Consider the following 20981-nt stretch of genomic DNA (forward strand, 5'->3'; position numbering starts at 1 on the left):
CGCGCGCTAGTGGCGCGCGAGCAGCGACGCTACCCGCTCGTCGACTACGCGGGTGTGGTCGCCGCTGGCCAGGTCATGGAAGACTTCGGCCAGGATTTCGTACTGCGTCACCTTGTCCGTGACGATGGCCTTGAGCTTGTTTCCGACCGGGTAGAAGAACAGATTGGCCAATCCCACGCCGTACACGGTCGACACGAAAGCGACCGCGATGCCCGAGCCCAGGCGCGCCGGATCCGACAGGTTTTCCATTACATGAATCAGGCCCAGCACGGCGCCCAGGATGCCGATGGTCGGCGCGTAGCCGGCCGCTGATTCCCAGATGCGCGCGGCCTGGCGCTGAGAAAATTCGTAGGCGTTGATCTCGCTCTCGAGCAGGCTGCGGATCTTGTCCGGATTGATGCCGTCCACTACCAGGCGCAAGCCTTTCTGGATGAACTTGTCCTTGGTCCCCATGTACTGCTCGAGCGAGAGCAGGCCATCGCGGCGCGCCGTCAGGCTCCACAAGGCGATCTCGCGCGAGAGCTTGTCGCGGCCCGACTTGGGCGGAAAGAACACCCAGCGCAGCATGCGCAGGCCTTGCAGGAAGCTGCGGGTTTCGCTTTGCAGCAGCACCGCGCCAAAGGTGCCGACCACCACAATGGCGAAGGCGGCCGGCTGGACCAGCGACGCAAAGCGTCCGCCATCGAGCGTGTGGCCAACCAGGATGCCCGCGAGCGCGAGCGCGAGCCCGGCTACGCTGGCCCAGTCCACAATTGCTCCTTGAGTGAGGCACGCAGCCGCGACACCGCCTGGGTGTGCAGCTGCGACACGCGCGATTCGCTCACGCCCATGACCGCGCCGATTTCCTTCAGGTTGAGTTCTTCTTCGTAGTACAGGCCCATCAGCATTTTCTCGCGCGGCGGCAGCCGGTCGATGGCGTCGATGACGGCCTGGCGGAAGTCGGTATCGAGCAGCGCCCGCAGCGGATCGGCATCGTCCACCGCATAGCGGTCGAGGAAGTTGTCGCTGCCCTCGTCGGCATGGAAGTCTTCGTAGTACAGCAGCTGGTGGCCGCCGCCGTCGCCCAGGATGTCCTGGTAGTCCTCGAGCGACATCTTGAGCGACTTGGCGATCTCGGATTCGCTGGCCGGGCGCCCGAGGCGCTGCTGCAGCGCTTCCATCGCGGCTTCTACCTTGCGCATGTTCTGGCGCGTACTGCGCGGCATCCAGTCGCTGCTGCGCAGTTCGTCGAGCATGGCGCCGCGAATACGCAGCACCGCATAGGTCTCGAACTGGGCGCCGTGGTTGTCCTCGTAGCGGTTGATCGCGTCGAGCAGGCCGATCATCCCGGCCTGTATCAGGTCATCAACTTCCACCGAAGGCGGCAGCTTGGCCTTCATGTGGTGGGCAAGACGCTTCACCAACGGCATGTGCTCCGTCAGTAGATGGTTCTTGTCCGTTATTCCCTTGACCGTGTACATGCGCTCGCTGTCTATTCTTTTGTCTATTCTTCTTTACGGGGCTGGTGAGCCAGGGGTTACAAGCCGGACTAGGCCCCGAACTGCGTACCGCCTCCCCGGACCGCCTGCGGCAGCGCGTGCAGCGCGAACTTGCCAGCCAGCTGGCGAAACGCCACCGATGCACCCGCCAGCGGGAAGGCATCGACCACCGACCGTCCCAGGCGCGCGGCGCGGTGCAGGTATTCGTCGGCCGGGAGCGCGCCCATCGAATTGAGCGTCACCGCCAGGTAGCGTGTTGCCGCGGTTGACATATTATCGTATACCACCTTGGCTTCCGCCTCGGTCGCACCGGTCACCAGGATGCCGAACGGGCGGCGGCCGAGCTGTTGCGACAAATGCTTGATCAGCGCGTAGGCATTCGTGATCGAGGTGGCGGACGTCCCGACCTGGACCACGATCTCCGAGGCCGCCATCAGCGGCAGCGGCAATTCGCCGTCCGGCCCGAGCTCGCCGTCTACCATCACGATGCCGGCCTGCTTGACCAGCACGTCGAAGGTCTTGGCCAGGCGGCGCGCATCGGCATCGCCTTCCGAGCGCTGGGCCAGGCCGAGCGAGGCGACCGAGAAGCCCTGCGGGACCGCGTGCAGCACCTGGTTCAGGCCGCACTCCTGGCGCGCCACGTGCGCCAGCGTGGCGGCGCGCTGGATGCCGAGGCGGCGCGCAACGCCATATTCGCGTTCGCAGGCATCGACGATGAGCACCTCGTTGCCCAGCTGGGCCAGCGAGGCGCCCAGGTTGACCAGCATTGCGCCCTTGTCGTCTTCGGGGGTGGCAGAAAGAAAAGTGACGATGCGCGGGCGCGGGCCCTGCAGCATGCGGCGCAGGCCTTCGGCCTGGTCGAAATCGAAACTAGCCAAGGGACACCTCGCGCAGGCTGCGGTCGTTATGCAGGTTGCCCGCGTTGGCGCCGGCAGCGGCCAGCACCAGCGGCAGGTCGGCGTCGGCCAGGGTGTTGCCAGCGGCCTTGCCGCGGAAGGCGCGATCGACCAGCATGGCGCGGTCGGCCAGGTGCAGGTCTTCCGGCACGCGCTGGCCGTTCGAGATGTAGTGCAGGTTCAGCTTCTGGCGGATCACGACGTCGAGCACGTTGCCGATCGAGGCGGCTTCGTCGAGCTTGGTCATGATGCAGCCGGCCAGGCCGCTGCCCTGGTAGGCGCGCACCACTTCGTTGAGGGTCTCGTGGGTCGAGGTCGCGTTCAGGCACAGCAGGCGTTTGACGTCGGCGCCCGATCCGCTGAGCATGGCCACCTGCTCGGTCACCATCTGGTCGCGCTGCGACATGCCGATGGTGTCGATCAGCACGGTGTGCTTGTTCTTGAGCTCTTTCAGGGCAATGCGCAGGTCGGCTTCGTCCTTCACCGAGTGCACCATCACGCCCAGGATCTTGCCGTAGATGCGCAGCTGCTCGTGGCCGCCGATACGGTAGGCATCGGTGGTGATCAGGGCCAGCTTGTCGGCGCCATGGCGCATCACGCAGCGCGCGGCCAGCTTGGCGGTGGTGGTGGTCTTGCCCACGCCGGTCGGGCCGACCAGGGCGAACACGCCGCCACGCGAGAGCAGGTCGTCTTCGTTGGCGATGGTGGTCAGGTTGCGGGCAAGGACGGTCTTGATCCAGCGCAGTGCCTCGGCGGCGTCTTTCGTGGCCGGCATCTTGTCGACCAGGTAGCGCGCCAGCGTCGCCGAGAAACCGGCAGCCAGCATGTCGCGCAGCACCGCTGTCTTGTGCGGCTCGCGCTGGGTGGTGCTGTTCCACGACAGCTCGGCCAGCTGCGATTCCATCATGCCGCGCATGGCGCGGATCTCGCTCATCATGCCGCTCATCTCGGCGGCCGCCGATTCCTTGGCCTGCGAGATCGCGGCGCTCATCATCGACGTCATGGCGGCCATGTCGATGGTGGCTTCCGGGGCCGGGGCGCGGCGGTTGGCGTAGGTAGGCGGAACGACCTCGGCGGCAGCGGCGCGGCGCTCGGGCGCGGCAAACGCAGGGGCAAACGCCGCCGCGGCGCGGGAGAACACCGGCTCCGGGTCGAAATCGTTGTCGAAGGCGCCGAACGGCGGCGGCGTGTCTTCGACGCTCGGAGCAGACAACGAGGCAACGTCATCGTTGTCCAGCGCCAGGATCTCGACCACGCCGTCGACCGGGCGGTTGGACAGGATGACCGCGTCCGGGCCGAGCGCCTCGCGCACCTTGCGCAACGCCTCCCGGGAACTAGCCGCTGTAAATTTCTTCACGTTCATCTTATTCTCCGCACTTCACTGGTCTGTTCTAGGTCTGCTGCAGGCGAAAGCGCCCGTCCATAGTCAGTATTATTGGCGATGCCGTGCGGAAACCATCAGCGGAGGAACGAGGGGAAATGGGTCTATTTCAAATTACAACGAGAGGGGTGGCGCGCCGCCCCGCCACGGCTTACATTGGCACACCCACCAGGCTGGTCACCCGAATCGTCTTGGTTTCGGGAATCTCGTTATGCGACAGCACCTTTAGCTGCGGCACAGCGCGGCGCAGGAAGCGCGCCAGCAGCACCCGCAGCGGGGCCGGCACCAGGAGCACCGGGGACAGGCCCAGCTCTTCCTGCTGCTGGGCGGCGCTGGCTGCCTGCTGGGCGATGGTGTCGGCCAGGCCGGGCTCGATGCCGGCGCCGTCGCCGCCAGTGCCCATGGCTTGCATCAGCAGGCGCTCGAGGCGGTTGTCGAGCGTCATGACGGACAATTCGTTCATGCCCGGGAACAGCTGCTGCACGATCGCACGGCCCAGGCCCACGCGCACCATGGCGGTCAGCTCGTTCGGGTCCTGGGTCTGGGTCGAAAATTCCGACAGCGCCTCGATGATGGTGCGCATGTCGCGGATGTGCACCCCTTCTTGCAGCAGGTTCTGCAGCACCTTCTGCAGGGTCGACAGCGACACCACCTTGGGCACCAGGTCTTCCACCAGCTTCGGGGTTTCCTTGCCCAGATGGTCGAGCAGCGCCTGCACTTCCATGCGGCCCAGCAGCTCCGAGGCGTGGGTCGTAATCAGATGGTTCAGGTGGGTCGCGACCACGGTGCCGGCATCGACCACGGTATAGCCCATGCTCTGCGCCTCGTCGCGCAGGCTGGCGTCGATCCAGGTAGCCGGCAGGCCAAAGGCCGGGTCCACCGTCACCAGGCCCGGCAGCGTGCCGCTGGCCATGCCGGGGTTGATCGCCAAAAACTGCCCGTTCATGGCCTCGCCGGCGCCTACTTCTACCCCCTTGAGCGTGATGCGGTAGGCCGAGGGCTTTAGCTCCAGGTTGTCGCGGATGTGGACCGGCGGCGCCAAGAAGCCGACTTCCTGGGCGAACTTCTTGCGGATGCCCTTGATGCGCTTGAGCAGCTCGCCGCCCTGGGTCTTGTCCACCAGCGGAATCAGGCGGTAGCCGACTTCCAGGCCGAGCGTATCGACCGCCATGACATCCTGCCAGGTTGCTTCTTCGGACTCGGCCGGCGCGCCGGCGCCACCGGCGCCGCCGCCATTGGCCGCGGCTGCCGCTTCCGCCGCCGCGGCCGCCTCCAGGGCCGGTGCTTCCTTGCGGCGCTTGGCGATCAGGTAGCCGCCGCCGAGCAAGATGGCGCCCAGCAACAGGAACACCAGGTTCGGCATGCCCGGGATCATGCCCAGTGCCAGGATGATGCCGCCGGTGATGTAGAGCGCTTCCGGACGGGCCAGCAGCTGGGTGGTCAGCTGGGTGCTGATGTCGTCGTCGTTGGCCACCCGCGAGACCACCATACCGGCCGCGATCGAGATGATCAGCGACGGCAGCTGGGCCACCAGGCCATCGCCGATGGCCAGCAGCGTATAGACCTCGGCCGACTTGGCCACGCTCATGTCGTGCTGCACGACACCAATGATCAGGCCGCCGATGATGTTGATCACGGTGATCATGATGCCGGCAATGGCATCGCCCTTGACGTATTTCGAGGCACCGTCCATCGCGCCGTAGAACTCGGCTTCTTGCGACACTTCCCGGCGCCGCTTGCGGGCATCTTCTTCTCCGATCAGGCCGGCATTGAGGTCGGCGTCGATCGCCATCTGCTTGCCCGGCATCGCGTCGAGCGCGAAGCGCGCACCGACTTCGGCGATACGGCCGGCACCCTTGGTAACCACCGAGAAGTTAATGATGGTCAGGATGATGAACACGACGATACCGACCGTGTAGTTGCCGCCGATCAGGAAGTGGCCGAAGGCCTCGATTACCTTGCCGGCCGCCGCGCCGCCGGTGTGACCCTCGGTCAGCACGATGCGGGTGGATGCGACGTTGAGCGACAGGCGCAGCATCGTCGAGACCAGCAAGATTGCCGGAAACGCCATGAAGTCGAGCGGCTTGACCGTGTACAGCGCGGTTAGCAGCACGATCACGGACAGCGCGATGTTAAAGCTGAAGAACACATCGAGGGCGAAGGCCGGCAGCGGCAGGATCATCATCGCCAGCAGCACGATGATCAGCAAAGGCGCGGCCAGCGCGTTGCCGCTCTTGCTCAGTCCGTTCATCCATGCCGGCAGTCTGATGCTGTTCATTAGTGCAGTGCTCCGTTATTGCTACCTGGCGACGCTGCGCCTGGGCCCTGGTAGGCCGGGTCGTTGGGGTCCATCTCCGGCGGCACCGCCAGCTTGCGCGGACGATCCGGGTACTCGCCGTCGCCGGTCTTGTAGGCGCGCAGCTGGTAGACATAGGCCAGCACTTCGGCCACCGCCGAGAACAGTTTTTCCGGGATTTCTTCGTCGATGTCGGTGTGCTTGTAGAGCGCACGGGCCAGTGCCGGGGCTTCCAGCAGGGTCACCTTGTGTTCAAGACCGAGTTCGCGGATCTTCGCCGCCACCTCGTCGATACCCTTGGCCACCACGCGCGGCGCGCCCTTCTGGCCGTCGGCATACTTCAGCGCCACCGCATAGTGGGTCGGGTTGGTGACGATCACATCCGCGGTAGGGACATTCTGCATCATGCGACCGCGTGCCATTTCGCGCTGGAGCTGGCGAATCCTGCCCTTCATCTCGGGATTGCCGTCCGATTCCTTGGATTCCTGGATCATTTCCTGGCGCGTCATCTTGAGCTTGTCGCCGTAGTGCCACAGCTGCCACGGGCCGTCGATGGCCGCGATCACGCCCAGCGCGCCGGTGATGAACAAGAAGGCCTTGCCCACCATTTCACCCACGTGGGCGCTGCCGGCATTGAGCGGCTCGACCGCCAGGCCCAGCACCGCATCTTTCTGGCCCATGATCACCACCCAGGCCACGGCGCCCACCACCAGGGTCTTGGCGACGGCCTTGAGCAGCTCGACCAGGGCATTGGTGGAAAACATGTTGCCGATTCCCTTGGCCGGGTTGAGCTTGCCGAAATTGGGCATGAAGGCCTTGGCCGAGAACAGCCAGCCGCCGATCAGCAGCGGCGAGGCCAGCGCGACGAGCATGATCAGGCCGGCCAGTGGCAGGCAGGCCAGCAGCACGCCCACCAGGTCGGTCGTGATGCGTTCGATCAGCACTTGCGGGTTAAATACCTGCTCGCGGTCGAGCGAGAGGCCGGAATGCAGGGTTTCGCCGAGCTTGCCGGCCAGGGTGCCGCCGGTGATGTACAGGCCGGCGCCCGCGGTCATCAGGACGGTAAAGGTCGCCAGTTCGCGCGAGCGGGGAACGTCGCCATCCTCACGGGCTTTCTCGAGCCTCCTGGGTGAAGCCGGTTCAGTTTTCTCCGCATCGCTGTCTTCCGACATCCACCGCTCCTGTTGATTACCACCAAGTACAGGATTATCGCAGGTGTTGCCGTACGGCTAGACGTGAAACAGGCGATGAAACACCCTCTATTTACGTGCTTGTCGGCGCAAGCTACGAGCGTCCCTTGCGTGGGCCGGCCGCGAATTCTTCGATCTTGCGGGTTGGCCCCGACACGATCAGCAGGTCGGCACCGCGGATGCGGGTATCGGGCAGCGCATGCTGGAAGTCTTCGTTGGCGCGCTTGACGCCCACGATCGTGACGCCAAAGCGCGAGCGCACGTGCGCTTCGGCCAGCGTCTTGTCGTGCGTGTCGGCCGGCGCGTGGATCTTGGCAATCGCGAAGCCGTCTTCGAACTCGATGAAATCCATCATGCGACCCGTGATCAGGTGGGCTACCCGGGCGCCCATGTCGGCCTCGGGATAGACCACATGGTGGGCGCCGATGCGCTGGGCGATCTGGCCGTGCTCGGGCGTCATGGCCTTGACCCAGATATCCTTGATGCCCAGTTCGGTCAACACCATCAGCGTCATCAGGCTGGCGGCAAGGTCCGAGCCGATCGCGACGATGGCGTGGGAAAAATCGGCCACGCCGAGCTGCAACATGACGTTCTCGTTGGTCGAGTCGGCCTGTACCGCATGGGTCAGGCGGTCGCCCCAGACCTGCACCAGCTCTTCCTTGTGGTCGATGCCCATGACGTCGTGTCCCAGCCGCACCAGCGACTGGGCGACGGCGCCCCCGAAGCGGCCAAGGCCGATGACGACCACACTGTCGCTTGCCGAGAACGCAAACTGCTCTGTGAAAATTCTACCCAACAATTGGATGCTCCTCCGGATAACGATAAGGCATGCGTCTCGCCCCCATGACCAGGGACGTCGCCAGCGTGATCGTCCCTACCCTGCCAAAAAACATCAACAACAGCAGCACCAGCTGCGCCGCCACCGGCAATTGCGCGGTAATACCTGTCGACAAGCCTGCCGTGCTGAACGCCGCGATCACCTCGAAAATCACCTGATCGGTCGGAAAATCGGTCAGGCGCAGCAGCGTCAGCGTGCCGAGCACCACCAGCACGCTGCCGATCACCAGCACCGTGATGGCCTGGCGCTGGGCCGAGGCGCCAACGCGGCGGCCGAAGGCCTCGGTATCGCTGTGGCCCTTCGCTTCGGCCACCACCAGCAGGAACAGCACCACGACGGTGGCGACCTTGACGCCGCCGGCGGTACTGGCGCTGCCGCCGCCAATGAACATCAAGAAGTAGTGCAAGGCCCAGGTTTCTTGGGTCAGGGCCGCGATGTCCACGGTATTGAAGCCCGAGGTACGGGCCGCGGCCGACATGAAGAAACTGTTGAGCAGTTTTTCGCCGACGGCCAGCGGTCCGAGCGTATTGGCATTGTCCCATTCGAACAGCAAGATCCCGAAGAATCCGCCCACCAGCAGCACCAGCGTACCGGCGAGCGTGAGCTTGGTGTGTAGCGACCAGTGGCGGGGATCGCGCAGCCGTAGCCGCAAGTCGTGCAAGATAGGGAAACCGATGCCGCCAACGAGAAAGCCCAGCAGGATCGGGACCAGGATCAGGGCATCGCCCGCATAGCGCGTCAGGCTGTCGGCATGGATCGAAAAGCCGGCATTATTGAATGCCGAGACCGCGTGGAACAACCCGGACCAGGCCGCCTCTTGCCAGTCGAGTCCGTGCCCGAAGCGCAGGCGCAGGCAGAGCAAGGCTGCGATCACGCACTGGCACAGCAGGGTCATGGCCAGCACCACCTTGGCCACGCTGCGCACGTCGCCCAGCCCGAGCGAGCGCGTTTCGGTCTGCGTCATCAGGCGCGTGCGCAAGCGTGGCGAGCGATTCACCATCAGGCCGAGCAAGGTGGCGGCCGTCATCATGCCGAAGCCGCCCATCTGGAACAGCACCATGATGGTCGCCTGGCCGAAGGTGCTCCAGTAGGTGCCGGTGTCGACCGTCACCATGCCGGTGACGCATACCGCCGACACCGCGGTGAAAAACGCCACCATCGGGGGCGCGCCGCTGCCGCCGGCATGCGCCGCTGGCAGCATCAACACGATGGTGCCGAGCAGGATCACGGACAGGAAGGCAAGTGTCACCGCCCTGGCCGGATGCAGGATCGCCTTCATGTCAATGCATGTCCAGCTTGTGCTTCTTGGGCAGTGGTTCGTCGTCGAAGTCCATGGTGTCGGTATCCAGATCGGATGCCAGCGGCGCACCGAACAGTTTCAGCCAGGTAAAGCCGAGCACGCCAGCCACGAGCGACGCGAGCAGAATCGCCATCTTCGATGCATTGATCACCCCCGCTTCGCCCGGGTATGCCAGGTTGGTGATGAAGATCGACATGGTAAAGCCGATACCGCCGAGCAAGCCAGCACCCAGGACGTGCTTCCACGCAAGGTCAAGCGGCAGGCGGCAAATGCCGGCCACGACCGCTGCGTAGCTGAACAGGAAAATGCCGACCGGCTTGCCAAGTACCAGGCCCAGCAGGATACCGGCACTGTTGTCAGACAACAATTCCTGGGCCCAGCCGGCGCCGATCACAATGCCCGTGTTGGCCAGTGCAAATATCGGCAAGATCAGGAACGCAACCGGCTTGTGCAAGGCGTGTTCCAGCCGGTGCGAAGCCGACGTCGGATCGTCTTCTTTCACCGAGTACGGAATCGTGAACGCCAGCAGCACGCCGGCAATCGTGGCATGGACCCCGGATTTGAGCATCAGGAACCACATCAGCGCGCCGCCCACCAGGTAGGGCAACAGCGGCATGACCCGCAGCACCCGGTTCATCGCCAGCAGCGCCGCGAACACCCCGGCTGCCGCCATCAGGTAGACAAAAGACAGTTCTGCCGTGTAGAACACGGCGATCACGACAATCGCGCCCAGATCGTCCATCACGGCCAGCGCGGTCAGGAAAATCTTCAGCGAAGCTGGCACCCGGCTGCCGAGCAGGGCAAGCACGCCGAGGGCGAACGCGATGTCGGTAGCCATCGGGATGCCGATGCCGGCCTGGGTCGCGGTACCGCCGTTCATCAGAAAGTGGATTCCTGCCGGCACGGCGATACCGCCTGCCGCGGCCACGATCGGCAAGATCGCGTTGCGCATGTCGGACAATTCGCCGTTGTAGAGCTCGCGCTTGAGCTCCAGCCCGATGAGCAGGAAAAACACCGCCATCAAGGCATCGTTGACCCAGTGTTCAATGCTGAGGCCGGCAACATAGCTCAGCCAGAAACCGAGATAGTCCTCCCCTACCGGCGAGTTGGCGATGGACAGCGAGAGCAGCGTGCAGGCGATCAGCACGATGCCGCCAGCCTTGCCTGACTCGCTAAATTCCTTGAATGTATTTGATAGGCGTTTTTCGATACGCATGTGTTCTCCAATGGCCCGGGCGCTTGCCGCCGCCGGGCTGGTCCTGATAGAAAATCCAGTGGCAGGCATCACCTGTCGACTGCGGGAACGGGTAGAGCGTCGCGCGCCATCCGGCGCGCAGCGGTTCAAGAGGAATCAATCGAGAAAGGCGACGCCATGGCGCAGCGAGAGCCGCAGGAACCAGCCCGAAACCGGGCGCAGTGCAGACATAGCATATTCATGAGTGACGGCCGTGGAAAGAGACGCGTGGCGGCCCGACCGACGCGCATCCTGTCATGCCTGTGCGGCATGATCACCCTGCCGGCATTATACCCCTGCTGATTGTCAATTGACTACGCGATTGGCGCTGACACCGCAGGCCAAGGTCGCCGCGCAGCCGCTCACCTCTGTCAGGCGTAGACCTCGGCCAGTGCGAACGCCGTACCCTGCCCGTCGCGCGCCGACAGCGCGGGGGCGCCGGCCAGCGGCCAGGCAATCGCCAGCTGCGGGTCATCCCAGGCAATGCAGCGCTCGTGCTCGGGACAATAATAGTCGGTCGACTTGTAGACGAACTCGGCCCCTTCGGACAGCGCCAGGAAACCATGGGCGAAGCCCGGCGGGATCCACATCTGGCGCCGGTTCTCCGCGCTCAGCACATTGCCGGCCCATTGGCCGAAGGTGGGCGAGCCGCGCCGCAGGTCCACCGCAACATCGAACACGCTGCCGGCGATCACGCGCACCAGCTTGCCTTGCGGGTGCCGGATTTGATAATGCAAGCCGCGCAACACGTTTTCGGCCGACTTCGAATGGCTGTCCTGGACGAATTCGACCGGGCGTCCGAGCAGCGCCTCGAAGCGACGCGCGTTATAGCTCTCGAAGAAAAATCCGCGCTCGTCGCCGTGCACACTTGGCTCGAGCAGTAGCACGTCGGCAATGGGCTGGGGGGTGGCGATCATGGTTTGACCAGTTCTGCTATCAACAGGTTGACGTGAAGGCGCCAGTCCGGCAGCGCCAGTCCGAAGGTGGCCCGGAACTTGGCCGTATCGAGCAGCGAATTGGCGGGCCGCTGCGCCGCGGCGCGCCAGCGGCTTGCGGGTACCGCCGCAATGCGCTCCGGCGTGGCCAGCAGTTGGGCACCATGGGCCTGGGCCTGGGCCAGCACGTGGCAGGCATAGGCATGCCAGCTGGTCTGGCCGGCGGCCGCCAGGTGATAGGTGCCCGATAGCGATGGTGCCGCATCGCCCGCCGAGGCGATGCGCTGCAGCGCCAGCGCGGTGGCGTCGGCCAGCAGCTGCGCGCTGGTCGGCGCCCCCACCTGGTCGGCGACGACATCGAATGCCTGGCGTTGCCTTGCCAGCTGCAAAATGGACTTCGGGAAATTGGCGCCCTGCCGCCCGAATACCCAGCCGGTACGCAGCAGGAGGTGGCGCGCACCGCTGGCGCGGATGCGTTGCTCGCCTTCGAGCTTGGTACGGCCATAGACCGAGAGCGGATTGGCCGGGTCGGTTTCCAGATACGGCCCCCCCTTGCTGCCATCGAATACATAGTCGGTCGAATAGTGCACCAGCCAGGCACCACAGGCCTGCGCTTCTTCGGCCAGCACCCCGGGCGCCAGCGCATTGACGCTGTGCGCCAGCGCCTGCTCGGTTTCGGCGCGGTCCACCGCCGTGTAGGCGGCGGCATTGACGATAACCTCGGGCCGCCAGTCGCGCACGCAGGCGCGCAGGGCGGCCGCATCGGCCAGGTCGGCGTCGGCGCGGCCGAGCGCGCGCAACCCGCCTGGCGACGCCAGCGGCGCCAGCGAATGGCGCAGCGCGCCGCCAAGCTGGCCATCTTTACCGAATAACAGGATTCTCATGCGGCACCCGTCACGATGATGCTCATTCGCCACCCACGCCTACGACACCGGGCATCCGCCCGCTCCAGCCGGCAGGCCGTGGCCGCAGCAGCGCTCACAGGCCACGCTGGATGAACGACGAATTCGGCTGTTCGAGCACCCCATCCGGGACCGGCTCGGGATGCTTGACGCGGCCGCGGCGCGCCCACCAGGCCGAGACCACGAAGGCATACACCGACAGGTACAGCAGGAAACTTGCCAGCACGCCCTGCAGCAGGGCGTCGGGCATGTCATGGAAGCGTACCGCCAGCATCGCTGGTACGACCGCAATGATCCATGAGAATGGCGAAACGCAGGCATTGCGCAGCGCCGCGGGCAGCGCGCTGAAATAGCGCGCCGCGATCGCGGTCTTGACCAGGCTGTGCAGGTGCCAGCTGTCCGGATGGCCCGGATGGCGGCGGCACCACAGGCGGCGTCCGATGGTAAACAGGGTTTCAAAGATCGGATAGGCGCAGGCCAGCAGGGGCGCCCATGGCGACACGCCTGGATTGCGAAACACCAGCATCACCGACAGCCAGGACAGCAGGAAGCCGAGCAGATAGGCACCGCCGTCGCCCAGGAACAATTTGCCGAAAGGGAAATTAACAACAAAGAAGCCGGCGGTAACCGCGCACACGATAAAGCACAGCTGCGCCAGATCGGCGTCGCCCGTGTTTTGGGCAATCAGTCCGATCGCTGCCAGGCCGATCAGGACGGTGCCGCTGGCCAAGCCATTGAAGCCGTCGATGATATTGACTGCATTGGCCACGCCGCCAACCGCGAAGGCGGTGAACAGCACCGAAAACGGCAGCCAGGCCAGCAATGCGTCGAGCGGGGCGACGCCGCTGTGCTCGAGGCTGACGCCGGTCAGGGCCCAGCAGCACACACCGCTGGCCATGGTAGCGAGCAGGCGCGCCCGCACCGACACCTTGCCGGTCAGGTCTTCGGCCAGGCCGAACACGAAAGCGGGCATGGCGGCCACCAGCACCGGCAGCAGCAGCCCCTGCTGGCTTTCGGGAAGCGTGCCCAGCACCAGCCACAGCCCGAGCATGATGGCGGCGCCGCCCACGCGCGGCGTCGGGGTGATGTGGAATTTTTGCACGCCACGGGTCGCATCGAGCGAATAGCGCCCATGCCAGCGTGTCGTCAGGACGAGCAGCAGCGAACAGGCCAGCGTAACGGCAAAGCCAAGCTCGAGGCTGGTATAGGAAAAGTTAAAAATACTCATAGAACCACTTTGTTAACCCGTCAATTCTATCGCATTTCATATTCATCAAGGTAGCAGACTGTTACAAGTTGTTTCTCAAGCACGTTTCGCAAGTGCTTGATTGTGAAAGAACAATTAAACGATTTCCGGAGTTTTGATCCTTCGCAAGCAAGCTAGCCGACACTTCTCCTACTATTTCTTCACAAATTTCTACAATTTATTTGTGGAAATATTTTTGCCGGCAGTTCCGGCAGCCAACGAAAGCTGGTCCATGGTTTCCCTACTCCCTCCGCGTGTCGCAGGCCATCTGGTCCTGATGTTTTCCCTGCTCGCCGCGTTCGTTGCGCCCGCCTGCGCCCAGAGCGCGCCGGAACTGGCCGCGCTGCGCGCACGCGCGCTTGCAGCGCAGGCGCGCCAGGCCAGCGCCGAAGCCGAGCGTGCCGAGCTGCTGGCACGGCTGCCCTCCAGCCAGTCCAAGGCCCTGGCCGGCAGCCTCGACACTCGCCAGTTCGGCGCCGCCGGGCTGGTGCGCGCCTTCGACCTGGCACGCGAGCTCGCGACCGACCTGTGCGCCCGCCTGCCCGCAGGGCGCCGGGCCGCGCTGTATGATCCGGCCACCGCCCAGGGCATGGTGGCGGCGCGCATGGTCGACAGCGCCCTGGCCCGCCTGTCGAGCGAGATGGCGGCCAAGAACAAGGAGCTCCAGCGCTACCTCGACACCAACCGGCCACCCGGCTCCGGCCCGGCTGCACTACCGCTGGCGGTCTTCACGGTAGTACCGGCCACCGTGCGCGCCAGCGCCGATCTCGCCGCCCTGCTGCGCAGCAACGTGACCGTTGCCGGCATCGGCTATGGCGAAGGTGCGCGCAGCCTGTTCGCCAGTGCGCTCGCCCAATCCTGCCCCGCCAGCATCAGCGGGCTCGGCGCCGGCTACCTGGGAGAGCTCGACTGGGAGCGCTACGACAAGCTGCTCGGACGGGTCGGGGCGCTGGCCGCGCACCGCGCCGCCTACGCCGGCCGCATCGCCGAGCTGCAGGGCCTGGCCGATGCCGCCAAGGGCGACCAGAAAAAGCAGTTCGCCGCCGTCGTCCAGGCGGCGCTGGCCCAGCTCAAGCTGGTCGACAGCTTCACCGATTCGCTCCAGGCCGGCGAAGCCAGCGAGAAAAGCCCGCTTTTTAACACCGCCCGCCACCTTGGCTACAGCGAGCGCACCGCCGGCAGCCTGGTGCTCGATGCCGACCTGCGGCTCGAAGGCTTGACTATCGTCAAAGAAAACCTGTTCACCGGCCAGCACCTGCGCCTGTCGGGCGTGGCTTTCCTGTGGTATCGGCTGCATGAGCCCGACGGCCAATTGATCCGGGCCGAGGCGCTGCGCCGGATCACCCGGCCGCTTGAAGTCGACCTGCGCGGCTCGAACGCCGCCGACAGCTTCTGGTCCGGCAACTGAGCCGTTTCTACAGCGGCTTGACGGCCTGCTCGATCGCGCCGAACACCGACTTGCCCCTCTCGTCGAGCATCTCGATGCGGATCGTGTCGCCAAAGCGCATGAAAGGGGTACTGGCCACCCCATCGGCGATCAGCTCCAGGCAGCGCTGCTCGGCGATGCACGAATAGCCCTTCTTGCCACCCTTGTTCGAGACGGTACCCGAGCCGATGATGCTGCCGGCCCGTACGTTGCGGCTCTTGGCCAGGTGGGCCACCAGTTGCGCGAAGTTGAACACCATGTCGGTGCCGGCATCGGGTTGCCCTACCAGGTGGCCGTTCCAGCTCGAGCGCAGCGGCAGGTGCACCTTGGCGCCGCGCCAGGCCTCGCCCAGCTCGTCGGGCGTCACCGCCACTGGCGAGAAGCTGGTGGCGGGCTTGGACTGCACAAAGCCGAAACCTTTCGCCAGCTCGTCGGGAATCAGGTTGCGCAGCGAGACATCGTTGGCCAGCATCAGCAGGCGGATCTGGCCATGGGCGACGTCGGGCGTGGCCCCCATCGGCACGTCGCCAGTCACCACCGCCAGCTCGGACTCGAAGTCGATGCCCCATTCTTCGTGCGCCAAAACAATGTCGTCAGTCGGTCCCAGGAAATCGTCGCTGCCGCCCTGGTACATCAGCGGGTCTTCCCAGAACGAGGCCGGCATCTCGGCCTTGCGCGCACGCCTTACCAGTTCCACATGGTTGACATAGGCCGAGCCGTCGGCCCACTGGTAAGCGCGCGGCAGCGGCGCCATGCAGCGCGCCGGCTCGAAGTCGAACGGACGGCGCGCGCGCTCTTCGTTCAGGAGCAGGTACAGCTCGCGCAACTGGGGCGCGATGAAACCCCAGTCGTCGAGCGCGGCCTGCAGGGTTGGCGCGATACCGTCGGCAACCTGGGCAGTCTTGAGGTCGCGCGCGACCACCACCAGTTGACCGTCGCGGCTGCCGTCCTTGAGTGTGGCCAGTTTCATGACGGGCTCGACACGTGGCCGCCGGTGGCAACCCGCCCTTCTGATCTTGGGGCCGTCATGCTAGTACTTGAGAATGACCCCGGCGCCGACGCTGCGCTGGAAATAATTGTAGTCGATCAGGCTTTGGCCATATCCCGAGAATACGTTGACATAGCCCTTGAGCGGTCCGGCCAGCGGGAAACCCCAGCCGAGCTCGGTCGCTCCCTTGTCGGTGTGCAGGTTGCGACGCAACATGGCAGAGAACTCGTGCCCTTCCAGGCGATAGGTACCGCTCAGTTCGGCGTGACCCATGTAGTCGAGGATGTCCGGGTTGTTGTCGTCTTCCAGCGACTCGCTGACGCGTTTCCAGACGCGTGCACTGATGCTCAGCGGGCCGCGCTCCAGGCCGACCTGGGCATAAAAGCGGTTCCAGCTGCGCGACAGGCTCGACGACTGTCCATTCGACTGGTGACTGAAGCCCAGGTTCAGGAATTTCACGTTGGTGCCGAGAACACTGAAGTTCAGCGGCGTCACCAGCATCACTTCGGGCTGGTAATTGGTCTCGCGGAACGGGCTGGACAGTTCGCTGTTGGTGGCTTGCCAGAAGCTGTTCTGGGTATAGCCAAACCACAGGTCCACCGGCAATTCAAACGCGGTCTCGATCACTTTCATCTTGAAGCCGAGCTGGAACTCCAGTTCGGCATGCGAGAGGTCGCCAGTGAAATCCTTGGCGCGGAACGGCTTGTACGGCGCTTCGTTCGGACGGTAGCTACGGTTCGCGATCAGGTAGTTCGGATTGTGTGGACGAAACAGGAAGGTACCGCGGCGGTGCCTGTCGGTGAGTTCCCAATGGTTGTCCATCGTGTACTCAGCGGCGGCCTCGACTGTCGGGTCGATCGATGCCGACGCGTCGGGCCGGGTTTTGTCCGGGAAGGCGCTGACCGGCACCACAGGCGCAGCCACGACACCGGCGTCGGGCCCGGGCGCGGCGGCCAGGCGGTCGAAGCAGGCGAGGCGCTCGGTCGTGTCGGGAAGCTGGGCGCAGCTGCTCAGCTGTGCGGTGAGGGGCTGGGCGGTGACCGGGAGGGCGAACAGGAGCGGCAGCAATGCTGCTGGAATCGATTTCAATTGCATGGAAGTTTTCTATGAGAACAGCGGTACGGCCGTGCTGTCACCGCGCGGCAGCGGCGACATCACGGATAATCCCGGGTAGTTTCGCGGAAACGACGGTTTCGTGTCGCACGCACCACTGCGGTGCAGCAAGATCGAGTGCGCTAGTCAGGGCACCAGCAAGGCCAGCTGTTCCGGCTCCAGGAAACACCACTCCCCTTCGGCCAGGCCGAGCGATTCGAGCGTCAGGGCGCCGATCTGTGAGCGGTGCAGTGCGGCGCAATGGTTGCCGGCAGCGGCCAGCATGCGCTTGACCTGGTGATATTTACCTTGCTCGAGCACGATCTCGAGCAAGTGTTCGCCGCGCTGTACGCAAGAAACGGCCTTGAGCGGCGCCGGTTCGTCGTGCAACTGCACGCCTGCCAGCAAGGAATCGACCAGCTCCTGGGTCACCGCTTGCGCCGTCGTCGCCTGGTAGACCTTGGGTACATGCCGCTTGGGCGACGATTGCGCGTGGATGAAAGGACCATCGTCGGACATCAGCAGCAAGCCGGTGGTGTCGTGGTCGAGCCGGCCCACCGGTTGCACCTCGCGCCAGGTAAATTGCTCTGGTAGCAAGGTCAGCACGCCCGGGTGGTGGCTGGGCTTGCGCGAACACTCGAAATTGGCTGGCTTGTACAAGGCCAGGTAGAGGTGTTCGCGATAGCGCCACTCTTCGCCGAATACCGTCAGCACCAGGCCGGCGGTATCGAACGACGTCTTGTAGTTGTCTTCCAGCGTACCGTTGACCAGTACGTCGCCATCCTCGATCAGGGCACGACAGTATTTGCGGGTGCCGAATCCCTGCGATTGCAGGAGCCGGTCCAGGGAAAGTTTGCTCATGGGGCGCCACTTTACCAGAACCGGCAGGGTCGACAAAGCCTGCCCTTTACGCGTGAGAGATATAGTGGCCTGGCTGATTTTCGATGCGTCGGCACATTTGACAAACGTCAAACTTCGGAATTTTCCTATTGATAGACTTCAATACGTTAGGAATCCGCCTAACGGCCCGAGGAATCTTTACAGTAGAGCCCTCGCATCGAAGAACAGGACATGACCGTGCATACCGACGCGCAACTGACCAGTGGACCACTTCCTCCACAAAAAACAACCGTGGAACAGCTCGGCATCGCCCGCTTCCACGCTTCTGGCCTACTGGCCCAGCTCGCCCTGTCGCGCTGGCAGCACGGGGGCGACAGTCCCCACCTGCATCCGGGCGTGCCGGCCTTGCGCGCGGCCCACTACCACAGCGCCCAAAGCGATTTCCTGGCATGGCTGGAAAGCGGCGGCCTTCATGCGGCCGAGACGGCACCTGGCCGGTCGGCACCTGCAAGCCTGAGCGCCAGTGCAAAATGAAAACGACGGCCGAGGCCGTCGCTTTCATTCCCTGAACAGGAATACCACTATGAGGAATTGAATTCTCTCGAAGCCGCACGCTTGGTGCAGTTGGGGAGCGTCTGTCAGTTCAAGCGATCACCCACCTCTGGAAGTGTGTGGCCAGCCTGCGCCGCAAGTCGCTATCCACAATATAGAACAAGTAACGCCAGATGCAAGCACAATCTCAACGAAGCTGTGGCACCGCGCCGCGCAAGGTGGCACTGACCGCGCCATTGCCAACGGAAGCACCGAACTTCTTGAGCACGCGTTCGGGCAAGCCTTCGTGGGCCGTATAGTCGACGATGTCCTCGGCCTTGACGATGTCGCGCGCCACGGTATCGACCGTACCGTAGCCGTCGGCCAGGCCCATTTCGACGGCTTTCGCTCCGCTCCAGTACAGGCCCGAGAAGGTATCTTCGGTTTCCTTCAGGCGCTTGCCACGGCCGGCGCGCACCACCGTGATGAATTGCTGGTGGATTTCGTTGAGCATCGCCTGGGCGTGCGCCTTGTGCTTGTCCGACTGCGGGCTGAACGGATCGAGGAAGCCCTTGTGCTCGCCAGCCGTCATCAGGCGCCGTTCAACCCCCAGCTTATCCATGGTGCCGGTAAAGCCGAAGCTGTCCATCAGCACGCCCACCGAGCCGACGATCGATGCCTTGTTCACGAAGATGCGGTCGGCCGCGGACGCAACGTAATAGCCGCCCGAGGCGCAGATCTCGTCCACCACCACGTACAGCGGCTTGTCCGGATAACCCCGCCTGAGGCGCGCGATCTCGTCCACGATGATGCCAGCCTGCACCGGACTGCCGCCGGGGCTGTCGATACGCAGCACCACCGCGGCCGAGCCGGGATCGGAAAAGGCCTTGTTCAGCGAGGGAATCACGGTATCGGCCGCGCCGCTGCCTTCTGCTTCGATTTCGCCGTTAATTTCGATCAACGCGGTATGCCGTCCCAGGTTCTCGTCGCCCCCCAGCCCGAAGGTGGAATCGAAATAGGTCAGCAGGGCGACAATGCCCAGTATCAGGAAGCCCAGCTTGAAGAAGATGCCCCAGCGGCGCGCCGCGCGGCGTTCGCGCACGGTGGCAAATACCAGCTTTTCCAGCGTCTCGCGCTCCCAGTTACTCGCGGTCGGGTTGGCGGCAAGCCGTTTTTCGGCTGGAAGTTCGGCTTGATGATCGTGACGCGTCTGTTCGCTCATAGAATCCGTTTCAAAACTACCCTGTACGGGAAGATGCACTGTCTCCGGCCGCTTGCACCATATCGTCCGGCTGCCACCAGATGCCGCCGTCGCGCTCGATCACGCCGATCGGCCGCAGCCGCCCTCCGCGGCACGGGCCGCCGACACAGCTGCCGGTGTCCGGCGCATACATCGCGCCATGGGTCGAGCACATCAGGTACTGTCCGCCCGACTCGAAAAAATTGCCCTGTGACCAATCGAGTTCGATCGGTACATGGGCACAACGGTTCAGGTAGGCAAATGGTTTACCGCCATAACGTATCACAAAGCCGGTGGTTGGGTGCCCGTAGGCAATGACAGGAAAGCGCATGCCCTTGCCGGCATCGACCAGCGCAGCCGCTTCGCACACGAACACACCACCTTCTTGCACCATCTTTATGCGTTCTCCAGCAGCCAGTCGTGCAGCTCAGGTATCGACTTGGCCGAGAACAATGGTCGGCAGGCCTGCAATTGGTGCACCGGGTGGGCACCAAATTCGACCGCAATGCCAAAGGCACCGGCGTTTTCCGCCATCAGCAGGTCGTGGGTGGTGTCGCCGATCATGACGGTGCGGCGCAGCACCTGCCCGAGCTCGCGGGTCAATTCCTGCAGCATCGCCGGATGCGGCTTGGAGAAGGTCTCGTCGGCACAGCGGGTGGCATCGAAGGTGGACAGCAGGCCGGCCGCGTTCAGCGAGCGGTTCAGGCCGACACGGCTCTTGCCGGTGGCCACGGCCAGAAAATAGCCTTGTTGCTTCAGTCCACTGAGCATCTCGCGCACGCCCTTGAACAGCACCAGTTCGTGGTCTTTGGTCAGGTAATGATAGCGATAGCGTTCGACCATGCGCGGATACATGGCCGGCTCGATGTCCGGCATGACGGCCGCCATCGCCTCGAGCAGGCCGAGGCCGATCACATGCGACGCCGAGGCGTCGCTCGGCACTGGCAGGCCCAGGTCGCGCGCTGCCGACTGGATGCAGCGGACGATCGTTGCCGTGCTGTCCATCAGCGTACCATCCCAATCGAAGACGATCAGGTCAAATTGCTTTCTTGGCATTATTGTCGGCAGTAGGCTGCCATTTCCTTGGGTATTAAAGGGTGGGCGGAACTACGCCCACGGTGAAATTTAAAGAGTAATTCGGCGTGCCAGGCGTGCGCGATGCGCTTGA

Annotated in this window: 20 protein-coding genes; 2 read left to right on the plus strand and 18 right to left on the minus strand. The window is 64.3% G+C overall.

Annotation, left to right across the window (positions count from 1 at the left end; genetic code table 11):
• Positions 1-6 precede the first annotated feature (6 nt).
• The 12 genes from NRS07_RS15415 to NRS07_RS15470 all read right to left on the minus strand — a co-directional run bounded on the left by NRS07_RS15415 (position 7) and on the right by NRS07_RS15470 (position 13678).
• Entirely contained in the window at positions 7-750 is a 744-nt protein-coding gene (locus NRS07_RS15415) for a flagellar motor protein (protein ID WP_259208456.1), read from the minus strand.
• On the minus strand, positions 732-1460 hold the full coding sequence (locus NRS07_RS15420) for an RNA polymerase sigma factor FliA (protein ID WP_259208457.1): 729 nt from the start codon (positions 1458-1460) through the stop codon (positions 732-734). The genes NRS07_RS15415 and NRS07_RS15420 overlap by 19 nt, the downstream gene beginning before the upstream one ends.
• Before the next feature lie 68 nt (positions 1461-1528).
• Positions 1529-2356, minus strand: a complete 828-nt coding sequence (locus NRS07_RS15425; RefSeq protein ID WP_259208459.1) for an antiactivator of flagellar biosynthesis FleN protein — start codon at positions 2354-2356, stop codon at positions 1529-1531.
• A complete protein-coding gene (gene flhF, locus NRS07_RS15430) occupies positions 2349-3737 on the minus strand; it encodes a flagellar biosynthesis protein FlhF (RefSeq protein ID WP_259208460.1) in 1389 nt (462 codons plus the stop codon). The genes NRS07_RS15425 and flhF overlap by 8 nt, the downstream gene beginning before the upstream one ends.
• A gap of 169 nt (positions 3738-3906) precedes the next feature.
• Positions 3907-6033, minus strand: coding sequence for a flagellar biosynthesis protein FlhA (flhA, locus tag NRS07_RS15435; RefSeq protein ID WP_259208461.1), 2127 nt, complete (start codon positions 6031-6033; stop codon positions 3907-3909).
• Positions 6033-7223: a flagellar biosynthesis protein FlhB gene (flhB, locus tag NRS07_RS15440; RefSeq protein WP_259208462.1), complete on the minus strand. Its 1191-nt coding sequence runs from the start codon at positions 7221-7223 to the stop codon at positions 6033-6035. The genes flhA and flhB overlap by 1 nt, the downstream gene beginning before the upstream one ends.
• A gap of 112 nt (positions 7224-7335) precedes the next feature.
• Positions 7336-8040: a TrkA family potassium uptake protein gene (locus tag NRS07_RS15445; RefSeq protein ID WP_259208464.1), complete on the minus strand. Its 705-nt coding sequence runs from the start codon at positions 8038-8040 to the stop codon at positions 7336-7338.
• Positions 8030-9358 (minus strand): TrkH family potassium uptake protein, encoded by a 1329-nt coding sequence (locus NRS07_RS15450; protein WP_259208466.1) that lies wholly within the window; start codon positions 9356-9358, stop codon positions 8030-8032. The genes NRS07_RS15445 and NRS07_RS15450 overlap by 11 nt, the downstream gene beginning before the upstream one ends.
• Before the next feature lies 1 nt (position 9359).
• On the minus strand, positions 9360-10595 hold the full coding sequence (gene nhaA, locus NRS07_RS15455) for a Na+/H+ antiporter NhaA (RefSeq protein WP_259208468.1): 1236 nt from the start codon (positions 10593-10595) through the stop codon (positions 9360-9362).
• Between the two features lie 389 nt (positions 10596-10984).
• Positions 10985-11530 (minus strand): dTDP-4-dehydrorhamnose 3,5-epimerase, encoded by a 546-nt coding sequence (gene rfbC / locus NRS07_RS15460; RefSeq protein WP_259208469.1) that lies wholly within the window; start codon positions 11528-11530, stop codon positions 10985-10987.
• Positions 11527-12432, minus strand: coding sequence for a dTDP-4-dehydrorhamnose reductase (gene rfbD / locus NRS07_RS15465; RefSeq protein WP_259208471.1), 906 nt, complete (start codon positions 12430-12432; stop codon positions 11527-11529). Before rfbD ends, rfbC begins: the two co-directional genes overlap by 4 nt.
• Positions 12433-12526: 94 nt before the next feature.
• A complete protein-coding gene (locus NRS07_RS15470; RefSeq protein WP_259208472.1) occupies positions 12527-13678 on the minus strand; it encodes a glycosyltransferase in 1152 nt (383 codons plus the stop codon).
• 250 nt (positions 13679-13928) lie between these two features.
• Here NRS07_RS15470 and NRS07_RS15475 point away from each other — a divergent pair, with 250 nt between their 5' ends.
• Positions 13929-15104, plus strand: a complete 1176-nt coding sequence (locus NRS07_RS15475) for a hypothetical protein (RefSeq protein ID WP_259208474.1) — start codon at positions 13929-13931, stop codon at positions 15102-15104.
• A 7-nt stretch (positions 15105-15111) separates the two neighbouring features.
• Here NRS07_RS15475 and NRS07_RS15480 read toward each other — a convergent pair whose 3' ends face one another.
• The 3 genes from NRS07_RS15480 to NRS07_RS15490 form a co-directional block, all read right to left on the minus strand.
• A complete protein-coding gene (locus NRS07_RS15480; RefSeq protein WP_259208476.1) occupies positions 15112-16092 on the minus strand; it encodes a fumarylacetoacetate hydrolase family protein in 981 nt (326 codons plus the stop codon).
• 60 nt (positions 16093-16152) lie between these two features.
• Positions 16153-17205, minus strand: coding sequence for a phospholipase A (locus NRS07_RS15485; RefSeq protein WP_259208480.1), 1053 nt, complete (start codon positions 17203-17205; stop codon positions 16153-16155).
• 144 nt (positions 17206-17349) lie between these two features.
• Positions 17350-18063 (minus strand): pseudouridine synthase, encoded by a 714-nt coding sequence (locus tag NRS07_RS15490; protein WP_259208482.1) that lies wholly within the window; start codon positions 18061-18063, stop codon positions 17350-17352.
• 210 nt (positions 18064-18273) lie between these two features.
• On the opposite strand from NRS07_RS15490, the gene NRS07_RS15495 reads away from it, so the two are divergent.
• A complete protein-coding gene (locus NRS07_RS15495) occupies positions 18274-18576 on the plus strand; it encodes a hypothetical protein (protein ID WP_259208484.1) in 303 nt (100 codons plus the stop codon).
• Positions 18577-18781: 205 nt separating this feature from the next.
• Here the strand turns inward: NRS07_RS15495 and NRS07_RS15500 are convergent, their stop codons facing one another.
• The 3 genes from NRS07_RS15500 to NRS07_RS15510 are packed head-to-tail and all read right to left on the minus strand — an operon-like array spanning position 18782 to position 20869.
• Entirely contained in the window at positions 18782-19795 is a 1014-nt protein-coding gene (locus NRS07_RS15500) for a S49 family peptidase (protein WP_259208485.1), read from the minus strand.
• Positions 19796-19811: 16 nt separating this feature from the next.
• The gene (locus NRS07_RS15505) at positions 19812-20207 is read right to left on the minus strand and encodes a Rieske 2Fe-2S domain-containing protein (protein ID WP_259208487.1); all 396 of its coding nucleotides are present in this window, start codon (positions 20205-20207) and stop codon (positions 19812-19814) included.
• A gap of 2 nt (positions 20208-20209) precedes the next feature.
• Entirely contained in the window at positions 20210-20869 is a 660-nt protein-coding gene (locus NRS07_RS15510) for an HAD-IA family hydrolase (protein WP_259208489.1), read from the minus strand.
• Between the last annotated feature and the right edge of the window lie 112 nt (positions 20870-20981).

The organism is Massilia sp. H6 (assembly GCF_024802625.1).
Taxonomy (GTDB): Bacteria; Pseudomonadota; Gammaproteobacteria; order Burkholderiales; family Burkholderiaceae_D; genus Telluria.

Excerpts from the sequence above, each read along its gene's own strand:
- NRS07_RS15420 (WP_259208457.1), bottom strand. The coding sequence starts at position 1,460 with ATGTACACGGTCAAGGGAATAACGGACAAGAACCATCTACTGACGGAG.
- NRS07_RS15485 (WP_259208480.1), bottom strand. The coding sequence starts at position 17,205 with ATGCAATTGAAATCGATTCCAGCAGCATTGCTGCCGCTCCTGTTCGCC.
- flhF (WP_259208460.1), bottom strand. The coding sequence starts at position 3,737 with ATGAACGTGAAGAAATTTACAGCGGCTAGTTCCCGGGAGGCGTTGCGC.
- flhA (WP_259208461.1), bottom strand. The coding sequence starts at position 6,033 with ATGAACAGCATCAGACTGCCGGCATGGATGAACGGACTGAGCAAGAGC.
- flhB (WP_259208462.1), bottom strand. The coding sequence starts at position 7,223 with ATGTCGGAAGACAGCGATGCGGAGAAAACTGAACCGGCTTCACCCAGG.
- rfbC (WP_259208469.1), bottom strand. The coding sequence starts at position 11,530 with ATGATCGCCACCCCCCAGCCCATTGCCGACGTGCTACTGCTCGAGCCA.
- NRS07_RS15495 (WP_259208484.1), top strand. The coding sequence starts at position 18,274 with ATGACCGTGCATACCGACGCGCAACTGACCAGTGGACCACTTCCTCCA.
- NRS07_RS15500 (WP_259208485.1), bottom strand. The coding sequence starts at position 19,795 with ATGAGCGAACAGACGCGTCACGATCATCAAGCCGAACTTCCAGCCGAA.
- NRS07_RS15450 (WP_259208466.1), bottom strand. The coding sequence starts at position 9,358 with ATGAAGGCGATCCTGCATCCGGCCAGGGCGGTGACACTTGCCTTCCTG.
- NRS07_RS15475 (WP_259208474.1), top strand. The coding sequence starts at position 13,929 with ATGGTTTCCCTACTCCCTCCGCGTGTCGCAGGCCATCTGGTCCTGATG.
- NRS07_RS15490 (WP_259208482.1), bottom strand. The coding sequence starts at position 18,063 with ATGAGCAAACTTTCCCTGGACCGGCTCCTGCAATCGCAGGGATTCGGC.
- NRS07_RS15510 (WP_259208489.1), bottom strand. The coding sequence starts at position 20,869 with ATGCCAAGAAAGCAATTTGACCTGATCGTCTTCGATTGGGATGGTACG.
- rfbD (WP_259208471.1), bottom strand. The coding sequence starts at position 12,432 with ATGAGAATCCTGTTATTCGGTAAAGATGGCCAGCTTGGCGGCGCGCTG.
- nhaA (WP_259208468.1), bottom strand. The coding sequence starts at position 10,595 with ATGCGTATCGAAAAACGCCTATCAAATACATTCAAGGAATTTAGCGAG.
- NRS07_RS15470 (WP_259208472.1), bottom strand. The coding sequence starts at position 13,678 with ATGAGTATTTTTAACTTTTCCTATACCAGCCTCGAGCTTGGCTTTGCC.
- NRS07_RS15480 (WP_259208476.1), bottom strand. The coding sequence starts at position 16,092 with ATGAAACTGGCCACACTCAAGGACGGCAGCCGCGACGGTCAACTGGTG.
- NRS07_RS15505 (WP_259208487.1), bottom strand. The coding sequence starts at position 20,207 with ATGGTGCAAGAAGGTGGTGTGTTCGTGTGCGAAGCGGCTGCGCTGGTC.